This window comes from Lacihabitans sp. CS3-21 (assembly GCF_024343675.1).
Taxonomy (GTDB): Bacteria; Bacteroidota; Bacteroidia; order Cytophagales; family Spirosomataceae; genus Leadbetterella.
The window spans coordinates 16,438-39,867 of sequence record NZ_RJUD01000008.1; the positions used below are offsets into that span (position 1 = coordinate 16,438).

The 23,430-nt window shown below is 35.8% G+C and carries 16 protein-coding genes; 9 read left to right on the forward strand and 7 right to left on the reverse strand.

Annotation, left to right across the window (positions count from 1 at the left end):
• Positions 1 to 16: 16 nt before the first annotated feature.
• From EGI24_RS06895 to EGI24_RS06910, 4 genes are all read right to left on the reverse strand, one after another.
• Positions 17 to 3,718, reverse strand: coding sequence for a TonB-dependent receptor (locus EGI24_RS06895; RefSeq protein WP_255047629.1), 3,702 nt, complete (start codon positions 3,716 to 3,718; stop codon positions 17 to 19).
• Positions 3,719 to 3,731: 13 nt separating this feature from the next.
• Positions 3,732 to 4,700: a FecR family protein gene (locus tag EGI24_RS06900; RefSeq protein WP_255047630.1), complete on the reverse strand. Its 969-nt coding sequence runs from the start codon at positions 4,698 to 4,700 to the stop codon at positions 3,732 to 3,734.
• An 89-nt stretch (positions 4,701 to 4,789) separates the two neighbouring features.
• A complete protein-coding gene (locus tag EGI24_RS06905) occupies positions 4,790 to 5,446 on the reverse strand; it encodes an RNA polymerase sigma-70 factor (RefSeq protein ID WP_255047631.1) in 657 nt (218 codons plus the stop codon).
• A gap of 486 nt (positions 5,447 to 5,932) precedes the next feature.
• Positions 5,933 to 6,367, reverse strand: a complete 435-nt coding sequence (locus EGI24_RS06910; RefSeq protein ID WP_255047632.1) for a polyketide cyclase/dehydrase — start codon at positions 6,365 to 6,367, stop codon at positions 5,933 to 5,935.
• A gap of 409 nt (positions 6,368 to 6,776) precedes the next feature.
• Here EGI24_RS06910 and EGI24_RS06915 point away from each other — a divergent pair, with 409 nt between their 5' ends.
• Both EGI24_RS06915 and EGI24_RS06920 read left to right on the forward strand, forming a co-directional pair.
• The gene (locus EGI24_RS06915; RefSeq protein ID WP_255047633.1) at positions 6,777 to 7,082 is read left to right on the forward strand and encodes an ATP-binding protein; all 306 of its coding nucleotides are present in this window, start codon (positions 6,777 to 6,779) and stop codon (positions 7,080 to 7,082) included.
• 206 nt (positions 7,083 to 7,288) lie between these two features.
• Complete coding sequence (locus EGI24_RS06920; RefSeq protein WP_255047634.1) at positions 7,289 to 7,486, forward strand: ATP-binding protein; 198 nt, start codon at positions 7,289 to 7,291, stop codon at positions 7,484 to 7,486.
• A 221-nt stretch (positions 7,487 to 7,707) separates the two neighbouring features.
• Here the strand turns inward: EGI24_RS06920 and EGI24_RS06925 are convergent, their stop codons facing one another.
• Positions 7,708 to 8,907 (reverse strand): site-specific integrase, encoded by a 1,200-nt coding sequence (locus EGI24_RS06925; RefSeq protein WP_255047636.1) that lies wholly within the window; start codon positions 8,905 to 8,907, stop codon positions 7,708 to 7,710.
• 695 nt (positions 8,908 to 9,602) lie between these two features.
• Between EGI24_RS06925 and EGI24_RS06930 the strand changes: the two genes are divergently transcribed.
• The 3 genes from EGI24_RS06930 to EGI24_RS06940 all read left to right on the forward strand — a co-directional run bounded on the left by EGI24_RS06930 (position 9,603) and on the right by EGI24_RS06940 (position 13,413).
• Positions 9,603 to 12,263 (forward strand): DNRLRE domain-containing protein, encoded by a 2,661-nt coding sequence (locus EGI24_RS06930; RefSeq protein ID WP_255047637.1) that lies wholly within the window; start codon positions 9,603 to 9,605, stop codon positions 12,261 to 12,263.
• A gap of 274 nt (positions 12,264 to 12,537) precedes the next feature.
• Complete coding sequence (locus EGI24_RS06935) at positions 12,538 to 12,984, forward strand: hypothetical protein (protein WP_255047638.1); 447 nt, start codon at positions 12,538 to 12,540, stop codon at positions 12,982 to 12,984.
• A 102-nt stretch (positions 12,985 to 13,086) separates the two neighbouring features.
• Complete coding sequence (locus EGI24_RS06940; protein WP_255047639.1) at positions 13,087 to 13,413, forward strand: hypothetical protein; 327 nt, start codon at positions 13,087 to 13,089, stop codon at positions 13,411 to 13,413.
• Here EGI24_RS06940 and EGI24_RS06945 read toward each other — a convergent pair.
• Complete coding sequence (locus EGI24_RS06945; RefSeq protein ID WP_255047640.1) at positions 13,406 to 13,969, reverse strand: hypothetical protein; 564 nt, start codon at positions 13,967 to 13,969, stop codon at positions 13,406 to 13,408. The two genes, EGI24_RS06940 and EGI24_RS06945, sit on opposite strands and share 8 nt — an antisense overlap.
• Positions 13,970 to 14,282: 313 nt before the next feature.
• Here EGI24_RS06945 and EGI24_RS06950 point away from each other — a divergent pair, with 313 nt between their 5' ends.
• The 4 genes from EGI24_RS06950 to EGI24_RS06965 all read left to right on the forward strand — a co-directional run bounded on the left by EGI24_RS06950 (position 14,283) and on the right by EGI24_RS06965 (position 22,150).
• A complete protein-coding gene (locus EGI24_RS06950; RefSeq protein WP_255047641.1) occupies positions 14,283 to 15,578 on the forward strand; it encodes an acetylxylan esterase in 1,296 nt (431 codons plus the stop codon).
• Positions 15,578 to 16,963, forward strand: coding sequence for a c-type cytochrome domain-containing protein (locus tag EGI24_RS06955; RefSeq protein WP_255047642.1), 1,386 nt, complete (start codon positions 15,578 to 15,580; stop codon positions 16,961 to 16,963). The genes EGI24_RS06950 and EGI24_RS06955 overlap by 1 nt, the downstream gene beginning before the upstream one ends.
• A 342-nt stretch (positions 16,964 to 17,305) precedes the next feature.
• Positions 17,306 to 20,527 carry a DUF1553 domain-containing protein gene (locus EGI24_RS06960; RefSeq protein ID WP_255047643.1) on the forward strand — a complete coding sequence of 1,074 codons (3,222 nt, stop codon included), beginning with the start codon at positions 17,306 to 17,308 and terminating at the stop codon, positions 20,525 to 20,527.
• A 177-nt stretch (positions 20,528 to 20,704) separates the two neighbouring features.
• Entirely contained in the window at positions 20,705 to 22,150 is a 1,446-nt protein-coding gene (locus tag EGI24_RS06965; protein ID WP_255047644.1) for a DUF1501 domain-containing protein, read from the forward strand.
• A 494-nt stretch (positions 22,151 to 22,644) separates the two neighbouring features.
• Here the strand turns inward: EGI24_RS06965 and rluF are convergent, their stop codons facing one another.
• Positions 22,645 to 23,406, reverse strand: coding sequence for a 23S rRNA pseudouridine(2604) synthase RluF (rluF, locus tag EGI24_RS06970; RefSeq protein WP_255047645.1), 762 nt, complete (start codon positions 23,404 to 23,406; stop codon positions 22,645 to 22,647).
• Positions 23,407 to 23,430: the final 24 nt, after the last annotated feature.

Below are 23,430 nucleotides of genomic sequence, written 5' to 3' on the forward strand. Positions count from 1 at the left end.
TTAAGGTTTAAATTGATTAAAATGAAGCAGTAATACCACCTGTTAACGAACGCACTGGAGGAACTAATTGACCGTTTCTGTCAGCGTCTTCAGGATCTAATCCTGTCCATTTTGATTTTACAAAAAGGTTTGTTCCTCCAATATATATCCGGGCACCATTAATAAAACCAAGAGATTTTGTTAAATTAGAAGGAATAGCATATCCAAACTGGATATTTTTTAGTCTAAAAAATGCAGCACTTTCAACAAAACGATCAGAGAATCTATTATTCCCAGCAGGATCGGAACGTACAGCTCTAGGCATTGTAGTAGAAGGATTGGCAACCGTCCAACGATTCAAAGTTGTAACCCATTGATTGTTTCCAGCACCAGCCATATTCTCTCCATTAGCCCTCCAATTGTTGTATCTATATACATCACCAACGCCCTGGAAAAATATAGACAAATCAAATTCTTTATAATTAGCTCCAATGTTTAACCCATAGTAAAAACCAGGAATTGTGTTTGCTAAAAAAACTCGATCATCTGGTGTAATTTTACCTTCTGACTTGTTTTCTGGTCCACTTACATCTTGAAAATACATATCACCCGGTTGAAAATTATTATTGTTTGTCTCATCTTTTAGGTTTTCCTTCCACTTATCTATTTCAGACTGATTTTGGAATATGCCTCCGACTTTATATCCCCAAAGGAAATTCATAGGCTGACCTACTTCTATTCTTCCATATTCCCCACCAAAAGGCTGATCTCGGAAGGTTTTTTCAACTTTGTTATTTACTGTTGTTAGGTTACCCGAAATATTATATTGAAAATCACTAATTTGTCCATTGTAACCAAGTTGAAACTCCATTCCTTTATTTCGTACCGATGCTATGTTAAGAATCGGTGGATTTTGATTTCCAACACTTGCTGGTAAAGCTGCGGCCTGCAAAATTCCAGAGGTCAATCTATTATAATATTCTACTGTAGCAGTTAATTTGTTTCCAAGAAAAGCTCCATCAAAACCAACACTTTTAGTTTCGCCGATTTCCCATGTTAAATCTTTTACAGGAAAATCTGGTAATGAGACTCCATTCTTAAGAGTACCAATTCCATTACCGTCACCTGAACCCAATGCATAATCTGGTGCATTGGAAATCAAAGATAAATAAGCAAATGATCTAGTCTCTTGATTTCCTAATCTACCCCAACCGCCACGGAGTTTTAAATCATTAATAAATGTAAGATCTTTCATGAAGTTCTCTTTACTTATACGCCAAGCTACCGATACTGCTGGGAAAGTACCCCATTTGTAACCTGGTGCAAATCTAGATGCTCCATCTCTTCTAATTGTAGCATCCAAATAGTATTTATTTTGAAAATTATAACCTACTCTTCCTAAATATCCCTGAAGCCCATTAATATCCCTAAATGAACCGCTGCTTGAATAAGGTGTAACAGTATTAATATTTCGGAATTCGGGCTGAGTAAATAATATTTGAGACGAACTTGCACCTAAAAATTCATACCTATAACCCTGATCCATAGCATTAAAAAGTAAATCTAAACTATGTCCGTTCCCTATAATTTTAGAATAATTTACACTAAATTCTTTTATTATGTTTAGATTACGAGTATGACGCTCTCCATAATTACCTTTTGAAGTTCCGTCTCCAATACTATAGGGATTACCAGGAGTTTGGGAAAAAAGGTAACTATCAAATGCTTCCCAAGAATTCCTCCGATTGTAAAGCCAATCAATACTTAAAGTACCTTTGAATTTTAAACCAGATATTGGCTCTATTTGGGCAAAGGCTGTACCCATATTCCTAAGCATACTATATTTAGTATCTGTTGTTGCCATAGTACCAAAACCATTTCTATTAGTTTCTGGACCATAAAGCATTATTACATCTCCATCAAATACATAAGGAGGTATAGAAGATAAATACTGAGGCCTAATAAAGTTTTCAATAACTTTACCTAGTTCTGGATTTGGCATAAACTTAATATTAACAGATGGTGCATATCCGAATGGCCCTTTGGGGTCAAAAATTGGCTGCCATGGCGAAGTCTCTGCATTATATCTTAAATCAGAAGCTGTATTGTCAGTAACATCATTATATGATAATCTATATGTGATTCCTGTAGAAATATATTTAGAAATCTTATTATCAATATTAATTGACATAGAATACCTATCCATTTTATTTCCTATTAAGGAACCTTCAGTTGAAGTATAGCCACCAGATACATAATATTTTGTAGATTCATTCCCCCCGGAAATCCTTAAGCTATAGTCATTATTAGATGCATTCTTATTCAGCAAAGGAGTTTGCCAGTCATAGGTTGCACTGTTACCAAGATATTTTGGGCTCCCAGATTTAAAGACATCAGGTAAGTTTTTCGCTTCGTTCTGATTATTAGAATAAGCTTCCACAAATAAATCTGTGTACTGTTTTACATTGAGCATATTCAATTTTTCAGGTACATTCTGAAAACTTGAAGAAATCGATAAATCAATTTTTGGACTTCCCTTTGATCCTTTTTTGGTAGTTATTAAGATTACTCCATTTGCAGCCCTTACGCCATAAATTGCCGCAGCGGATGCATCTTTTAAAACCGACATAGACTCAATATCGTTTGGGTTAATCATTGCCAAAACGTTTACATTTCCTCTGATATCGCCTTCTAATCCACCACTGCCGTCTGTACCACTTCCGTATTCGGTCAATGGAATACCGTCCACAACATATAATGGTTCAGCATATCCAAAAGTACTTACTCCACGAATTCGTACTTGTGGACGTGCAAATGCACTTCCACCAGGGCTGGAAACAAAGACCCCAGCCATACGGCCTTGCATAGCAGATTCAGGAGATTGTGAAACACTTTTTGAAATTTCTTTTGAGGAAACCGTAGATATTGCACCCGTCAAGTCTCTTTTATCTCGGGATCCATATCCTATTACAACAACTTCGCTTAGTGATCTATCGTCGATGTTTAAAGAAATGGTTATATTAGACTGAGAACCAACTAAAATCTCTTTTGTTTGATAGCCAATATATGAAAAAACCAAAATGGAATTCTGGCTTGGAACTTCGATTTCAAAATTGCCGTTTACGTTAGTAGTAGTTCCTTTAGAAGACCCTTTAATAGTGATACTTGCTCCAGGTAACCCAACACCTTTGCCATCTTCTACTTTTCCTTTAATCAATATATCAGAAAGTCCGTTTATCGTATATCGCTTAATATCTAATGAATTCGAAGAAATATTACCTAATTTTTGTTGATTGACCGGGGAATTTGAATCAACGTATATAAATGATTGATTTTCAATATTTCTAATTGATTGACTTTTTACTTTTTTATTATCTATTATCACGAAAGTACCTGACTTCACCTTTTTATACGTTAGGCCCAGGGGCTTTAAAACGTTATCGAGTGTCTTTTCTATCTTACGATCATAAACAATTTGACCGTTATGCAATACACCTTGAATTACTTTATCTTCATATAAAAAAGTTACTCCATAGTGGTTTTTCAAATTGTCAAAAACTTGTAATAATGTAAGTTTTTTTGCAGGTTCCCCAAACGGCTTGACCTGTTTAATGTTAGCAAATACAAAAGAGCTTCCTTGGGCTGTGCCTATTTTAGTAATGGAAAATAAGACAAGAAAAAACGCTACTTTAGTAATTGATTTCATTCTCATGTTTCTTGAATGTACTAGTTCTATCATATTTATTTAAGGTTTAATAAATTTCAATGGTATTATTATTTTTTTCTATTTGTAAATCAAAAATATTAGAAATGGCTTCTAAAAGTTCATCAACATTCTGGGCTTCTATTTCTCCCGAAATAGTCTTGTTTTCTAATTCAACCGATTTGATATTCACATCTAGTCCGAAATTTTCTTTTATTACAATAGCGAGTTCAGAAAGGCTTGTTTTGTCAAAAATGAACTTATGTGAACGCCATGCTGTAAAAGTTTTAGTTTCCTTTACTGCCTCTTTGGAAATCGAGCCATTTTTGTCAAGCTTCACCAAATCTCCGGGTTTCATAAGTATATCTTTCTTCGCTTTTGAATAGTGAATTTTCACTTTTCCTCTATCCAATAATACTTGTATTCCCTTGTTCCTGTTTTTTACAGAAAATTCCGTTCCTAAAACTTCTACTTTAAAATCTTTGGAGGTTTGCACTTCAAACTTTTGATTAGTTGGGGAGTGAATTACAGAAAAGTATGCTTCACCTTCAAGAATAACCCTCCTAGTATTTTTACCAAACCCAAACCTTGGTACCATTAATGAAGAGTTCGAATTCAAAGTAACTTTTGTTCCATCTGAAAGCGAGAGGTTTGTTATTTTCCCATATTCACTGTGATATTCTTTAAGAAAAAATTTATCTTGAAATAAATATGTTAAAAATAACAGTGCTAAAACGCATGCAGCCGCTACCCAAACACTAGTATTCTTTCTAAGATTATTCAATTTCATTTCGTAGGGTTGACTCTGATTTTCTATTTTACCCCAAATTTTTATAATTTCACTTTCAGAATCTGCTTTGAAAGCTAAATTTTGCTTTTCAAATTCTTCTAGATAGTGAAAATATAATTCAACATGGTCTGGATTTTGCAACCAAGATTCTAATTCATGTTTTTGTATAATAGAAGCATTACCTCTGAAATATTCAAACATTTGCTCTTTTGTAATTATATCTTTCATTATTTCTTGATTTCTATTTTAAGACACAGAAAATTAGAAATTCCCTATGTTTTTTTTTTAAAATTTATTCTTATGTATTGAAAAATCGTCTATAGCGTTTTTAAATCATTAATAACGAAATAGATTACCAAGGAGAAAATCAAATCATCTTTTAAATAAGTTCTTAAAATTTTATTTGCTTTGGTTAAATGCATCTCAATTGTTTTTACTGACAAGTTGAGTTCTGAAGCAATTTCATTATATTTTTTTCCATCAATTCTGTTTAGCAAAAAGACTTTCTTACATTGAGGTGGAAGTTGCTTGATTATTAGTTCAATTTTATATTGCAATTCGTCAAACTGAACTATTTTATCAGGGCTATTGATATCTTGTGAAAGACCTTCAAAATCCTCAAAATGAATAGTTCGTTCATATTCACGTTTGATATAATTGTAACATCGATTTCTGACAGCTTTAAACAAATAAGAACGATATGAAGTAACTATTTTATCAGAATCTTGATTTTGCCAAAAATTAAAAAAAACTTCAGATACAATATCTTGGGCAATTTCTTTAGACCAAACAAATCTAATAGCATGACTACATAAAACTCCATGATATCTTCGAAATAACAGTGTGAAGCCTTCATTTTTATCCTTCAAAAATGCTGATTTGATAAATTGCTCAGAATCAGAATAATATTGATTATTAGGTTTAGAATTAAAAACCGAAGGTTCCTCATTTTTTTTGTACTTGGTGAGCTTCATTCTTAATTTAGGTTAATAGTTTCATTCATCCTACTTAATTTATTGACAATTTATCATATGCAAATTATACCGAATCATTTAATTCCCTTAATAAGAACCTCTTTGAAATTTGGGAATAATAAAAATTAAAGGATTTTTGATAAATCATATTCCTGCTGAATATCTATTTGATATAGTGTTAAATTCAGGAATTGTTGAAATATTCTAAGTCTTGAATATATAATCACAAAAATAGGAGTTTACCCTATGTTTTATTTTAAAAAATAATCAAAAATGTCAATTCATTAAAAGTAAAACAAGGGTATTATCGAAGAATCTTGAAAATTAAGACAAATATCTAGCGAATCTAAATTGAACTATTTTGAAATAGTTTTTCCAATTAAAGTAATATTTATTTGAATATCAAATTTGTAGATTTTTGAAAATAAATTTCATGAATTAAAACAAATTTTTTTTTTAATTACTCTTCAAATTGCAAAAAAAATTCTATTTTTCGCACTCTGTCTTTAAAAAAACTAACCAATTTTCCAATGTTTTTGCTATTTTTTTTTGAAAAAATTCAGTAAAGTATTGAGCAAAAAAACCATCCATACTTTTCTCTACAATAACTTCTGTTTTTCCGTTTAACTCAAAGAGCTTCCAATTGTGAATTGCATAAATTCCCAAAGATTCGTTACTCCAGCCCAATAAATTTGGTTTATCAGAGGTATGTATATACGATTTAATTAGTGAAAAGCCACTTAACCAAACAAACGAATTGTCTTTATTTACCACATTTGTAATGTAAACTTTCCAAATGTCAGTTTGCCATTCTGGCCAATTATAAATGTCAGTTAATACTTCCCAAACTTTGTCCTTTTGCTTTTCTATTATTATTCTTTTACGAACCACTACTGGTGCATTATGGTTTATTAATTTCAATATCAAAAAGTTTACTTAACAAAATGACACATGAAGGAACAATTACCCTACTTCCAATGGCTCAAATTTCGAATTATTAAAAGATATTAGAAAAATAAACCAAAATTCATTAATATTTTTACTTTTTTAGAAGTAACTTATTCTTATAAGACTAAAAATTGAACTTTTTATTAATTCTAGACTTAAAAAAAAATATTAAACTATTATTTTGAATTATTCATTGTTTTAAGCCATCTTGTGTCAGAGGTGGGTATAATCAACGAATATTTCAAATAATATTTTTTTAAGATCTTAAAAAATAAAAATTTCTTATCTGTTGGCATTTAAAGTACTCTTGGTTCAAAATAATTGAATTCATTTTAATCATTACGTAATTAACAATTTCTATTATTGCAAGACCTTATTAACAATGCGAGCACTTAGGCTTGCTGGCATGGCCGACAGATATGAAGCCTTCAATTTTGTCCCGCAGCACCAAAGACTACAAACAGACGTCTTTTTAGCCCAGTTCCTCGAAGCGGAAGAACTATATCGAATTCACAGAAGGAATAAATTTTTTATCAAAAACAATAAGTTTAGATACCAAGCGAATCTTCAAGAAATCAACTTTATAGAGGGTAGAATTCTCAAGAAGGAAACCATTTCTGCCTTTAGTGAATGTCGATTCATCGACCGTGGTGAAAACATCATTATAACTGTATCCACAGGAGTTTGAAAAAGTCACCTTTCTTCAGCAATTGGTGACCATGCCTGTTAAGTAAAAAAAATAAATCGCTTACTTCTCACTCCCAAAGCATCTTTGAAAAATAAAAACAGACAAAATAGATGGGTCTTTCAGAAAAGAAACAGAGCAGATAGAATAAAAACAACTTCTGATTTTAGATGACTGGGGATTAACACCTTTAGACACTCAAGCTAGCTTTGCTACAAATAATTGAAGATAGACATAATAAATACGTCACAATTATTACATCTCAATTGCCTATATCAGCTTTGCATCAATATTCCAGTGATGACACCATTACAGATGCTATTCTCGATAGAATAACAGATCAAGCCCACAGGATAGAACAAAAGGGCGAATCCCTTAGAAAAAACAACAAAAATCAAAACAATTAAATATATTTGACTCAAAATCAAATCAACACCAAACAACTCACCTCAAGTGGCTCACTTTCAATGGAATATGCAGCTGGTTACACATTTCAAAAGATTCAACTCCGAATTATTTTTTAAACTCTTTATCAATGGTTGTTTCTAATTTTTTACTTAATTTTTCCTAATAGAACAACTGTAGTTTGAACTGTAAATGGATTAAAACAGAACATAAAAAATCTATTTCACCACAATTTCATCGCTTCTTTTTTGGCATTATTATTTATCTGTATATACTTTTTAAAAGATGAAAGGTCTTTATGGCCAGTCATAGATTGGATTACTGGAATTGCTATACCTTTTAAGATTGATAAAGTTATAAATGTACGTCTTCCAACATGCGATTTTAAAAGTTCATACCGTGGAACTATTGACTCCTTCCTTTTTCCGCCTGGAAATTCAACTAAAATTTGATTATCATCAATCCCTGCAATTCTTCCAACTTCTTTTATATATTCGTTTAACTTTTGTTGAGAAATAATTGGCAATTGATAATCATATTTTTCAAGTATTGCCTTTGAATAATTATTAAGCGGAATACTAATTTCTTCAGTCGATTTTTGAGTATTAATTATTATTTCACTACCTGAAATATTTTCTCTTTTCAAATTTTGAACATCAGACTCTCTCAGTCCTGTTGCACATGAAAATACAAATAAATCTCTTACCCTTTCAAATCTCGGATTTTTCGAGAAATCATGACTCCATATCTTTATTAGTTCTATTTCAGTTAAAGCAATTTTTGTTGCCAATTTTTCTTCGAGAAATTTAAACTTCGTTAGATTAGAAATATCATAAACTTCATGATTTGAACAAAATCTTAAAAAAGTTTTTAGAGTTTTTAATCTTTTATTCACCGTGTTATTGGTTAAGCCTTTTTCCTTTAATAACCAGTTTTTAAAACCATTATAAAAACTAAAATTAATATCTTTTATTGATAATGGGCTTTTAAAATCAAAATCACAAATTAGAGAATATAAGGCTTTATAGTTTGAATGAGTAGATTTCCTAGTTTCAATTGTTTTTGATTCATAAAATGCCCTAAACCACTTTTCAAAAGAATAATCCTCCACCACTTCAACTTTTGGTATTAAATTTTCAGAAATAACCTCAAATGAAATACTACTTTTATTCATTTCAAGATTAAAAATCACATCCTTTATTTCTTGTTGTTTTTGGCTAATTATAGAATTGATTTTTGCATGGTCATTGTTACCAGGCATTTTCTTAACCTTTTCATTCTTTAAATCCCAAAAGATTTGATTGACTTTTTGCCCAGTTGGGTAAAGTTTTACCTTCCCGTTAATACAAACTTGCACATAGATTGCTAGATCTCCAGTTCTGTTAGATTTATCAGGTCTTAACTTTAATTTTGTGGTTGCCATTACATTTTAAAAATTAATAGTGTAAAAGTAAGTGTAAAAGTAAAATATACAAAATTTAAGTAAATTAATTAAAATAAAAATTAAATATAATAGATAACTAACTATTATTCAATACATTTAAGTAAATCATAGTAAAATATAAACAAATAGGTTCGAGTCCCTTTGGGACCACAAGGCCTTCAGATTTCTGAAGGCTTTTTTTATGAATTGATGTTTCCTAAACATTAGATATGGTGGTGCGGCATCCCGATTCGATTCCCTTTGGGACCACAAGGCCTTCAGATTTCTGAAGGCATTTTTTTTTGGGATTTGTTTCCTAAACAATAGATCCAATGGTGCGGCATACCGATTCGATTCTTGGCGGGATCACGAAGCTCTCAAATTTGAGAGCTTTTTTTGTGAATAGATGTTTCCTAAACATTAGATATGGTGGTGCGGCACTCCGCTGGAACGCCAGCCCGGTTCAATTCCATTTGGGACCACAAAGCCTTCAGATTTCTGAGGGCTTTATTTTGAGGTTTGTATTCAAAAAATATAATTCAATCATAATAAACTTAATATTGACTTATCAATAGTTTTTTAGAGGATTTCTATTAGGTCTTAGATGAAATATTCATTCGAGAGAAATGACGGTAAACTGCAATCAAAGAAAAGCCTCTAATACTATTAGTGAGTTAAAAAGAAAATAAATAACTTTGTCAAAATTTATATCTAAAGTTTCTCTAATTACTTTCACACTCTCTATGAGAAGATACAGCTTATTCTTCATATCGGTCATTATCCTATTAAAATCGATTAACTTGGCAAGTGCTCAAAAAGCGGAGGTAGATGAGGACTTCATAAGTTCAAATAAATTCACCAAAAAAAGACAAATGATATTTTCTGATCATGTTGGTAATGACATTTTTTTAAAAGGGAATTTTGTAGAGGTAGGAATAAGCTCCAACGGTTGTTTAAGTTCATCAACCGCACCCCCCGCTGGATACAATAACACCTCCAGTGGAGGATTAGGCTTGGTTTATGACAATGGGAATGATGGCTGGACAGTTGGTTCGCCGAGTAAATCTGGTGACTATTTTAAGCCAGGAACACCATTCGAAGGCTTCATTGTGAAATATAATAATGAAATTTATTCAAATAACATAAACGGAGATTTTCAAATATCCGGCAATAACATATCTTTAAACGAAACTGGCGATACACACACTGCTATTTGGGAAGGTTTGGTAATTGGCAAATTTTCTGTTAGGCAAATCCTTGAAATGAAAACAAATGGTACAAATATAAAATTCAGTGTCGAAATCACTAATCTTAGTACTACAAATGCAGATATTTACTATAGTCGAGTTGCTGACCCGGATCAAGAAGCAGAAATAACAGGCACATATTTAACTAATAATACGATAGTAAGCCAATATTCATCGGGAGGAAACGGGTCACTTGTTAAGGCACTGGGAACTTCATACAATATTTACTTTGGTTTTGGAAGTTCTGATTCTAGATCCAAAGTTGCTATTTCCTATCCATGGAAGTTATCCCCCTCGGATTACTATACAGGCCAAAATGGTGCTATAATCAGTGGCTCCATTAACGCCGATTATGCACTTTCATTAAGTTTTTTTGAACCTAATGTTACATACCAGGAAAAAGTTGTTTTTGATGGATACTTTCTTCTAAATCCAAATGAAGAAAATCTAGCTCTTTGTAAACCAAGTAGCAATATAACAGCACAAAACACCACAATTTATGAAGGTCAAAGTACTAATATCGAAATACATTTAGGAGGTATAGGGCCATGGACTTTCAATTTAAATAATCAGATATATTCCACAAGTACTACTCCTTTTATTTTGTCAGTTAACCCCACTGTAACGACGGAATACCTCGTAAAAAATGTTAGTAATTCATGTGGTATTTTTAATGAACCCAAATTTGTAACTGTTGATGTTTTGCCATGTAATATTCCTACAACGGCTACCTTAAGTGGGTCATCTACAATACCTTTAGGTTCTTCTACAACTTTAACAGTTAATTTAAAGGGTTACAGTCCATGGAATTTCAAATTAAATGGCGTATCATATGTTGCGAATTCTTCACCTTATAATATTACAGTTTCGCCAACAACAAACACAACTTACTCACTTACTGATCTGAATAACTTTTGTGGAAATGGAACAGTTACGGGCACTGCAAACATAAACATTACAATCACTTGTGATGCTAATGAACCTAACAATTCCATATTACAAGCTTCCAACATTAACTCCCTGCCGTTCCAAAGTAATCAATTGTGTTTTCATGTCGACTCAGATGAAGATTGGTTCAAATTCGATATCAATGGGAAAAATTATTTAATTAAGTCAAAAATATTAAGCTCAACACCAACTGGCAATTACAGATTGAATGTTTTAGTAATTGGAGGCGTTATAACCATTGAAACTATTTCCAATGCAAACTCCAATTTGGACACTGAACTTTTTCTTTATGAATCAAATGGTTTAACTCAGTTAGCATACGATGATGACAATGGTATTGGTGCATTTTCAAAAATTATGTTCAATATATGTCCAAATAGTATAATCCACAATGTCAACAACAACACCATTAATGGTAAGTTTTCTGCATTTGAAAGTATTTCTAGCCAAATTGTAACTTCTAACAATACAGAATATTTTGCGGGCAAACATATTCTATTATTGCCTGGATTTAAGACTACCGATAATTATTTGTTTTCAGCTAAAATAAAGAGTTGTGAATCTAATACCACTTCCCCTTCTACTCAGTCATTAGTTATTCAACCTGGACCGTCCGATGGTCAGGATGGCGAAGTAAATTCTTTGTATCCAGATGTTATTTCTCTCAGTGGGCAAAGCAAATTTCTATCTCCCGCAGTGTGGACATATAGTGGAAACATAAATATAAAAAGGGCATATCTTAAATTTGATTTATCGGGTATTCCAAGTTCTGCAGTTATCGACTCCGCTCATTTAGATCTTTTCTATAGTCAAGAATTAATAAATACCTACCCTTACTTTTCAGGACAAACCGGACATTCTGGAGAAAATACTTTTTTAATCAAAAGGGCATTGTCGAATTGGAGTGAATCCACCTTAACATGGAATTCTAAACCTTCAACATCCGAAATAAATTCCGTAACAATCACCGCAAGTTCAATTCCAACCCAAAACTTCCTAAAAATAAATGTAAAAAATATTTTGATGGACATAATGGCTTCAACAAACCATGGTTTTGAAATAAGAATGCTCGATGAGTCTATTTATAAATCATTGTGCTTAACTTCTTCTGAAGAAGTAAATTCACTAATTAGACCAAAATTGACTATCTATTACCATTAACAGTTAGATTTTTCATAAACCAAATTACTAACCTCCAATCTGTAAAAGTATTGTAATTAAATGAAAATGGGCTTGTTTCAACCGCCTGAAAAATGAACTGTATTTTAATATTTCATAAGACCCATTAAATCTTGGATCACAAGTACGCTATTTTGGAATTGAAATGGTTAACTCAAACCGAACCGAAATGCTAGCCTCCAAAAAAACTTAATATTGACTTAACAATAGTTTTTTATAATATTGCAGATTATAACAGTACATAACAGATAAAAATATGAAAGCAGAAAAACAAGCTCTCAAAAAACAAATTGAAGAAGCAATAAATGCTATAGTTAAAGGTGACTCTAACAAAAAAATAGAGAAAGCTACTAAAAAATCAGCGGAGAAATTGGCTGAAATGATAATAGAGGATAGAAAGAAAGCGAAAAAGAAAGCTGAAAAAGACGCTAAAAAGGCTGAAAAAGAAGCCAAAAAAGCAGCAAAGAAACCTTCGAAAAAGGCTGACAAAAAATCAAGCAAGAAAGTGATAGCTCCGAAAAAGGAAGTGGTAGCTGAAACTGTTGCTCCTAAAGTGGAAATACTAAAGAAAACGCCTGCCAAGGTTACACCAAAAGCAACGACTAAAACTGCAGCAAAACCAGCTGTAAAGCCAGCAATGGTGAAAGCCGTAAAACCAGAAGTGGTTAAAAAAGCACCGAAAATAGAGACGCCAGCTCAATAATATTTTAATTTTCTAAAAAAGCCGAAGACGAAAACTTCGGCTTTTTTTGTCCCCAATTTTTACTTCATTTTACATTACCTTTGTGGGTAAATAATTCCAAAAATGAACATTTCTACCGAAGAAAAAATAGCACACCTTGAAGATTTTAAAACCAAAGATTGGCTAATTCTCGACGAATGGGAAGACCGTGATTTAAAATGGCCGGGCGACGATGTGGTAGAGCAAATGCGGCTTGAAATACTTGATTTTACCAATTTCCTTATATTTCACCTAAAAAAAGAAGGCATCGATCTTCAAGCGGAAACTCAAAAATACTACGCAGACTGGGATGCCGAATATTTTAAAAATGAAGAGATAGAATTCATCGTTGAAATAGAACTCATAGCCATGAAAATAGTAGGAATTAATGTAGATGAGATAATTATTTAACCCTCAAGTACTTCGACTTACTTTTAAATTCTAATAAATCCGCCGAAAGCTCGGCCATAACTTCGTCAACGGTTTTGCCCATAGTTTGAAAATAACTCCATTGAGCCTCCACCAATTTTCTGATCATCTCTAAGTACAATTCACGGTCAACCACCATCTCAAATGCATCTTTATTATTAAATGACAATTTGTATTTTATGACGGCAAGGTCTGAGGCAAAATCTGAAGATTTAAACTCTAAAAAACCAGATTTGAATTGATAGGTACCTTTGTTATTCAAGTAGAATGCATCCAAATCAACCATATTGATATCTGTACTTCTATCGTCAATTTTGATTTCATAGGTTCCGTCTTTGGCAAAACTCATCACCAAGTTTTTCGATGCCAACTCAGAGTTAGCCAACTCAGGATCTTTTTCACGAATATGTAACAAAGCCTCTGAGGAAATCAATTTCCAATCGCCCAATATTTGTTGATCAGGACTAGGTTCTGCTTGCTCACAAGCTGAAAAAATTAAGGTTGTTAAAAGTATAAAGAGTGGCTTATAAAATTTCATTTAGCTTGGGTTTTAGAACACCAAATTTACTGTCCATTCATAGGCATAGCCTAACAAATGAATGCTTGTGGTATCGTAGTTTATTTTCCTGTTCAAATTTAAGTTTTCAAAACAACAAAAAAAATCTGATATTCACCTCAAAAAAAATCAATTATTTTCTGATTAAAGGGGATTCATTATAATTTTAAAGCTTGACTATTAGTTTATTACCGCTTTAAAATGCCGTATATCTCCAAAATTTAAGAAAAACATTATTTGGCACTTTCAAAAAAAATCCATAAATAGTGGTATTCAACCATAAAAATACATTGATATGATTAAAAAGATAACTTTCAGTTTAATTGCTGTTTTTACGACTATTCATCTCGCCTTTGCCCAACCCACCGAGAAATTCATTAAAGTTATAGTTGCCGCCGATCATACCGACTGGACCTATAAAGTTGGTGAAAAAGCAAAGTTTACGATTTCTGTTTTACAAAACGGCAATCCCATAAAAAACGCCAAAATCCGCTATGAAATAGGGCCAGAAAAAATGGAACCTACAAAAAAAGAAACCATTACACTGGCCACAGGAACACAAACTTTAGAAGCAGGCACCATGACAACCGCTGGCTTTTTACGTTGTGTGGCCATAGCCGAAATCGACGGAAAAGAATATAGAAATTTAGCTACTGCGGGCTTTAATCCTATTGATATACAACCCACTGTGGCAAATCCATCTGATTTTGATGCATTCTGGACCGAAGCCAAAACTGATTTGGCCAAAATTCCACTTGACGCAAAAATGACCTTATTGCCTGAACGTTGCACCGAAAAAGTAAACGTGTATCAGGTTAATATTCAAAACTTTGCAGTTGGCACAAGATTGTACGGAATTCTTTGCGTACCCAAAAAAGAAGGAAAATACCCAGCATTGCTCCAAGTGCCAGGAGCTGGAGTAAGGCCTTACGCTGGCGACATTGCAAATGCCGAAAAAGGAATTATCACGCTTCAAATAGGTATTCATGGTATTCCTGTAAACCTCGACCCTCAGGTTTATGCAGACCTAGGGAGAGGAATTCTAAACGGCTATCCCAGTTATAACCTAGACGATAAAAACCGTTTTTTCTATAAAAGGGTGTATTTGGGTTGTGTAAGAGCCAATGATTTTTTGGTTAACTTGCCTCAATATGATGGTAAAAATCTGGCCGTAACAGGCGGAAGCCAGGGCGGAGCATTGTCTATCGTCACGGCCGCCCTCGACAGCCGCGTGAAGTGGCTCGGAGCATTTTACCCAGCCATTTCTGACGTAACTGGATATCTCAACGGAAGAGCAGGCGGTTGGCCGCATTATTTCGACAAAAATAGCCGAGCAGTAAACGACAAAAAAGAAAAAATCGAAACAGTAGCTTATTACGATGTAGTAAACTTTGCCCGCAGACTCAGCCAACCAGGAATATATTCATGGGGATACAATGACGAAACCTGTCCACCTACTTCTATGTATGCTGCTTATAATGTGATCAAAGCACCAAAAGAGTTGTATTTGGCATTAGAAACAGGCCACTGGACTTACCCTGAGCAGCAAGAAAAAGTAGGCAATTGGCTAGTTGGCAAGCTGAAAGAATAATGAATTATTCGCAAGTCGTCGGTCAGTTTCATCCGCTTTTGGTGCATCTGCCTATTGGCATTTTACTGTTTGCTTTCTTAATGATAATTTATCAAAAATGGCAAAAAGCAGAAATGACCGAGGCTATTTCACTCGCTTTACTTTTGGGTTCAGTAGCTGCTTTGTTTTCTTGCATTGCAGGTTGGTTTCTAGCTCAAAGTGGTGAATACGAAGCCGAAATTGTCCAAAAACACCAATGGACTGCGATTGCCTCCACGGTTTTCGGTTTTGTAGCCTATTTCTACAAAAACCAAAGGATGATTTTGTCGTCCATAATGGTAGCAACACTGACTATTGCTGGGCATTTTGGAGGAACTATTACGCATGGGCAAGGATATCTTTTTGGCAAACAAGAGCAATTGGCAGAAATTCCACAGAATGTTGAGAAACAAACCAAAATTGACACTTTGAATACAAGCAAGGAAACTGTAAAACAAACTTTTTTATACCAAGAAAAAGTGGTTCCAATTCTAGAAAAAAAATGCTACAGTTGCCATTCTTCCAGAAAAAAGAAAGGGGGGTTACGTCTTGATGCTGAAACATTTATACGAAAAGGAGGGAAAAATGGTGAAATTTTAATCGGAGGAAATCCGAGCAAAAGTGCACTATACACCAACCTGCTTTTACCTTTGGATGACGACAAACACATGCCTCCCAAAGGCAAATCTCAGTTGACTTCTGGCGAGATTTCCGTAATACACTATTGGATAAAAAAGGGAGCATCATTTACAGGAGAAATAGAAGCGGAAACTGTCATTCCACAAGTGATAACGCCATTGAACGAAGTTTCATCACAAAATATTCTTCCAGAAAATCTTGAACTGGATATTTTAGAACCGAATCTCAATAAACCTGATCAGCAAACATTAGAAAAACTCAAAAATGAAAAAATCGTCATAAATTCCGAAGGATTGGAGGGCAAAAAACTAGCTGTAAATTTTGTAAACATCAAAGATTTAAACACAAATCAAATAACTGATTTACAAACAATTAGAGAAAATATTTTTTCGCTAAAAATCAATAATAAAGCATTATCAGATGTAAATTTAGGACAGATTAAAACCTTTGAAAATCTAGAAAAACTAAACCTTGATCAAACCTCCATTACAGATAAAGGCATAATAAAACTGGTAAACTTAAAGAATTTAAAGCATCTGAACCTTTATGACACCAACATTTCGGATGAAAGTATAGACGCACTTTCAAGTATTAAAACCCTGAAAGTGTTATATTTATGGAAAACTAAAATTTCAGAATCAGGAATAGAAAAATTGAAAAAGAAACTGCCCAACACCAAAATAGAATATGGCAATTTCAAATTCTCAAAACCCGATTCATTGAAGTAATTAATAACTTTTAAATTATAACTTAATATTAATCAAGAACAAAATCGACTTGTATTGAGATGCCCTATAATTTAAAAAACTCCCATTAAGTATATCACTGTTAAGTTAATAAATACTAATGGTTCATTATATTTTTTGAACAGTCCGTTGTGAAATTTTGGACTGACTAAATTTATTAATTGGGAAAAGGTTAAATCCAAAATTTCACAGAGGATCATTGTTCAAAAAGTGTTTTTTTTGTTACTTTTTTTCAAAAAAAAAGTAAGCCCGCCCGGCAAGGGCACGAAAGATTGGAAATTAACGCTATTGATTAACCGATATCTATTAGAAATTAACTTCTAAATGAAATTTATAAAAATTCTCCTCTTATCTACATTTTCCCTTGGACATCTCTATGCCCAAACAAATCCAAAATTGCCCAAAGAAATAACCGATGCCCTCAAAAACCTACCTGCTGAAATCGACTACAACATCCATGTAAAACCCATATTATCAGATAAATGCTTCGCTTGCCACGGGCCCGACAAAGCCAAACAAAAGGCAGGATTAAGATTGGATATTGCTACAAATGCCTACGCTCAACTCCCCGAAAGTCCAGGAAAAGTAGCCATTTCTCCCAAAAACTTGAACAAAAGTGAGGTATTCCACCGAATCATTTCTCAAGATCCGAGTTACATGATGCCCACGCCAAAATCTCACCTCTCGCTTTCGGACACAGAGAAAGCTACCATCATCAAATGGATAGAAAACGGAGCGGTTTATCAGCCACATTGGGCCTTTGTAAAACCATCAAAAAAGCCAATCCCTGCGGTAGATGCCAGCCAATTGGTATTCAATCCCATAGATAATTTCATTTTAGCCATACTCAAAACCCAAAATCTCAAACAAAACAAAGAAGCCGATAAAGAAATATTGTTTCGCAGAGTTTCGCTTGACCTTACAGGCCTGCCCCCTACGCTAACCGAAATTGAGTCTTTTTTATCAGATAATAGTCCAAATGCCTACGAAAAACAAGTGGACAGGCTTCTCAGCTCTCCACATTATGGCGAAAAAATGGCTACCGACTGGTTAGATTTAGCACGTTTTGCAGACTCACATGGCTATACGGTAGATCGCCTCAGAGATATGTCACCCTACCGTGATTGGGTAATCAAGGCATTTAACCAAAACATGCCTTACAATAATTTTATTGAGCAGCAACTCGCTGGTGACTTGATGCCCAATCCAAGCAAAGACATGATCATCGCCACGGCATTTAACCGCAACCACCAACAAAATCTCGAAGGCGGTATAGTGGAGGAAGAATTCCAAACCGAATATGTGATGGACCGCACCAACACCTTCGGCGATGCTTTTTTGGGCATTTCAGTAGGATGTGCCCGCTGTCACGATCACAAATACGATCCCATTTCTCAGAAAAATTATTACGAATTGTTCAGCTTTTTCAATAATGTAAGAGAAGCTGGTCAAATAGCTTGGAACGACGATCCTCCTACGCCTACCCTACTTTTACCCGATCAGCAAAAAGAAAAAATAATTGCATTTTTAAAGAATACTGTCTCTGAAAATGAAGGAAAACTTGCTTTAGAGAAACAAAAAGCACAGGCAAATTTCGACAACTGGCTAAAAACCAAGGCTTACAAAAAACTTTCAGATTATTCTATTCCAAAAAATAATCTAAAAGGACATTACACTTTCGAAGATTCATTAAAAAACAGCATAAATCCTGCCCAAAAAGGTATAATGCGTCGTGATGCAGGCACAGTGGACAAGCCTACTTTCGAAAAAACCGGCAACAATACTTATCTCACCCTCGATGGAGATGTGTACGCCGACCTCAAAGACGTGGGTGTATTCCGCAAATCGGAGGAATTTACAGTCGGACTTTGGCTAAAAATACCCAAAGACATGAAGGAGGGCGTTATTTTCCATAAAAGTAATGCTGAGCGACTTTACAATTTCAAAGGCTTCCATCTTTACTTAAAAAACAATCGACTCGAAGCCACTTTGGCTCATACCGCCCCATCCAATGCCATCACCAAACTGAGCATTTCTGATGTGCCCAGAGACAAATGGCAGCAAATCACCCTGACCTACGATGGTTCTTCCACAGCTGCAGGTTTGCAGGTATATTTAGATGGAAAACCGCTCGAAATGGAAACCGTTATTGACCAACTATACAAAGACATCATATTTTTCTCCAAAAACGAACCAGCCCTCCAAATAGGAGGTTGGTGGCGTGGGCTAGGATTCAAAGGCGGAAAAGTAGATGATGTTGTAGTTTATGACCGAGCACTTACTAGTTTAGAAATCAATATCTTAGCTAAAAAATCTTCTTGGAATACCATTTCACAAAAAGAAATTGAGCACTTTAGCCACACCGAAAAGGAGAACTTAAAACAATATTACATTTCGGCAGTAGATTCCAATTGTTTAGTAGCCAAAAAAGCTCTAATTAAATCCAGAACAGCTTTGGCCGACTCCATGGAACACATCCCCGAACTCATGGTAATGCAAGAAATGCCTAAACCAAAACGAACTTTTTTACTCCAAAGAGGTCAATACGATGCTCCAGGACCAGAAGTTTTCCCAAATACACCCGAAAGCATTTTGGCTTTTTCTAAACAATACCCAAAAAATCGACTAGGTTTAGCCCAATGGCTTACCGACGAAAATCATCCCCTCACCGCTCGGGTGGCGGTAAATAGATTATGGCAGAATTTCTTCGGAACAGGCCTCGTAAAAACCGCCGAAGATTTCGGAAACCAAGGCGAAATGCCCACACATCCCGAACTTTTAGATTGGTTGGCCATTAATTTCCAAGAAAATAATTGGGACTTAAAACAAATCAATAAACTCATCGTGATGTCGGCCACCTACCGACAAGACTCCAGAGCTGACAAAATCTTAAGAGAAATAGACCCAGAAAATAGATTTTTGGCAAGAGGCCCAGCCAAACGCCTCACTGCCGAAATGATCAGAGACAATGCCTTGCTAGCCAGTGGATTGCTAAATGAAAAAATCGGAGGAAAAAGCATAAAACCCTACCAACCCGAAGGCCTTTGGGACATCAATGGAGCAAATTATAAGCCAGATTCTTCAGACGAAATCTACCGCCGAAGCCTTTATATTGTAGTCAAACGCACTGTTCCTAATCCTACTTTGGGGACTTTTGACGCCTCCCAAAGGAGTTCCTGCATAGTCCGTCGCCAAAGCACCAACACGCCTTTGCAGGCTTTGGTTACGCTCAACGACCCTACGTTTTTGGAAGCAGCCAAAAAACTGGGCGAACAAATGTGTTCTGACCATGATATCAAAAATAGTATTGTAAAAACATACCAAAAACTCACTGGAAAACAGCCCACAGAGGCAGAATTAAAGCTTTTGATGAATTTGAGAGAAAAAGAATATCAAAAATTCAAGGCCGAACCCGAAAAAACAAAAGGCTGGCTTTCAGCCGGATTGTCCAAAACCAATCCCAACCTAGAAGCCCCAGCCCTAGCCGCCAACGCAGTAGTGGCCTCCACCATCCTAAATTCGGATGCAGCTTTAACTAAACGGTAGAGTATAATGGAACACAGATGACATAGATTTTCGATAAGGAATATAGAACACAGATGACACGGATTAAACTGATTAACACGGATAAATTTATAAATTATTAAAAAATAGAATTATTAAAAAATCAGTAAAATCCGTGTAACATCAGTGTTATCCGTGTTCAATAAGAAAACGACAAAAATGAAAGACCTAGAAAATATATCTCAAAAACTCGACAGGCGGAATTTCCTCATGAAAACCGCCTCTGGCCTTGGAGCATTAGCACTGGGCAATTTACTCGCACACAGTTCCGACGCCAAAAGCATCGAGCAAAGCCTCCTTTCGGCATTGCCCAACATAGCACCAAAAGCCAAACGCGTAGTTTACCTTTTCATGGCGGGCGGCCCATCGCAGTTCGAAACCTTCGACTACAAACCTCGCCTGTCCAACATGTTTGGCCAAGATCTGCCCGATAGCGTCCGTAAAGGCCAACGTCTGACGGGTATGAGTGCCAATCAGGCCGTTTTGCCCGTGGTGCCTTCGGCTTACAAGTTTAACCAACACGGCAAAAACAAAACTTGGGTGTCTGAATTGCTGCCCTACACCGCCCAAGTGGTGGACGAACTCTGTATCATCAAGTCGCTTTATACCGAGCAAATAAACCACGACCCCGCCATTACTTTTTTCCAAACGGGCCACCAGCTGCCTGGCCGACCGTCCATTGGCTCGTGGTTGTCTTACGGATTGGGTTCCGAAAACCAAAACCTGCCCGCATTCATCGTTTTGGTGTCTAAAAACGCCGCCAAAGACCAGCCACTTTATGCCCGCCTTTGGGGCAATGGCTTCTTGCCATCAGAGCATCAGGGTGTGCAATTTCGGTCAGGTAAAGAACCCGTGCTGTTTCTTAACAACCCCGAGGGCTACGACGGCCCCGACCGTCAGCAGATGCTCGGCTACCTTACAGAGCTCAACCAACTCCAAAACGAGAACTGGGCCGACCCCGAAGTAGATGCCCGCATTGCACAATACGAAATGGCCTACCGCATGCAGACCTCCGTGCCCGACGTGATGGACACCACCAATGAGCCTGACGAAGTCTTTGACCTTTACGGCCCCGACAGCCGCGACAAAGGCTCTTATGCCGCCAATTGCCTTTTGGCCCGCAAACTCCTCGAAAAAGACGTGCGATTTGTGCAGCTCTATCACCAAGGCTGGGACCATCACGGCGGCCTGCCGAAAAACATGGCTCAACAGTGTAAACAAACCGACCAAGCCACCGCAGCCCTGCTCATCGACCTCAAACGCCGTGGCATGCTCGAAGACACCCTTGTGGTGTGGGGCGGCGAATTTGGCCGCACCGTGTACTCACAAGGCAAACTCACCAAAAACGACTATGGCCGCGACCACCACCCACGCTGTTTCAGCATGTGGATGGCTGGAGCAGGCGTAAAAGCCGGCCTCAGCTACGGACAAACCGACGACTTCAGCTACAACATCGTCAAAGACCCCGTACACGTGCACGACTTCCAGGCCACGCTCATGCACCTCATGGGCATCGACCACGAACAGCTCATTTACAAATACCAAGGCCGCCGTTTCCGCCTCACCGACGTCAGCGGGCACATCGTCAAAGGCATTTTGAGCTAAAACAAAATACAGTTTAGGGCATGCCCCCAGCTGAGCCAATCCGCTAGCCAAATAGCATCCCCAAAGCAGCTGGGGTCGGGCCATCACTACTCGCTTTTTTGCGTTCCGCCTATCGGCAGGCACTCAAAAAGAGCTCAAACAGGCCGTTCTGTCCCTCATGCGGGGGCATCCATAAAGAAAGAAACATTTAGGTTTACTTCTTAACTGTAACAATCAAAACATATAATTACTTTTGTACACAGGGCTCCCAGCTAAACAAAGAGCCTCCTCCCCCACCTATATCCTATCTAGAAATCCAAAAATATTGGGTTGTAATTCTTTTCCGTTTAAAACAGAAAACAAATAAAGTCAAACCGGACTTATGCTTAAAAAGGAGTTAAAAAGCGGAAAAAAAGAAAGTTTGATCATTAGGTATTCCTAATAAAAGTTGTTTCTTTACTTATAATTTAGCTATTATTATAAAGCTAAATCTTTTGATTTTAGAATTGAATATCCTACTCAAAATCCTCATACACCTTTGAAGAATCTACGGTAGCCGAGTTAATAATTTCAAGTTCTTTGGATGTGAGATTTCTCCATTTACCTATGGGCAAATCGAGGTGAATGTGCATAATTCTTACTCTTTTAAGCTTGGTTACAGAATAGCCCAAATACTCACACATTCGTCTGATTTGGCGATTCAGGCCTTGGGTAAGGATAATTTTGAAGGTATACAAATCTATTTTTTCTACTTTGCAGGGTCTCGTGACCGTATCGAGAATGGGCACGCCTTTACTCATTTTAAACACAAAATCTCTGCTGATGGGCTTATTCACCGTTACGACATATTCCTTTTCGTGGTTGTTTCTGGCTCTAAGTATTTTGTTTACAATGTCTCCATCGCTGGTGAGCAATATCAAACCTTCTGAAGGTTTATCGAGCCTTCCAATTGGAAAAATCCGCTTGGGATGGTTGATAAAATCGATGATATTGTCTTTTTCGGCTTTTATATCGGTAGTGCAAACTATACCAACTGGCTTATTAAAAGCCAAGTACACATGTTGTTCTTTGGGTTCTGAAATCAGTTTTCCGTCCACTCGTATTTCGTCGCCTTCCTGGATTCTTGTTCCCATCTCTGGCACTTTTCCATTGATGGTTACCCGACGTTCTTCAATGAGTGTATCGGCAGCTCTTCTCGAACAAAAACCGACTTCACTCAAGTATTTGTTGATTCTTGTGCCTTTGGGTTCGTCTATATTATGATTCTGTTCTGGCATATGTTTCTTGCTGTATCACGAAGG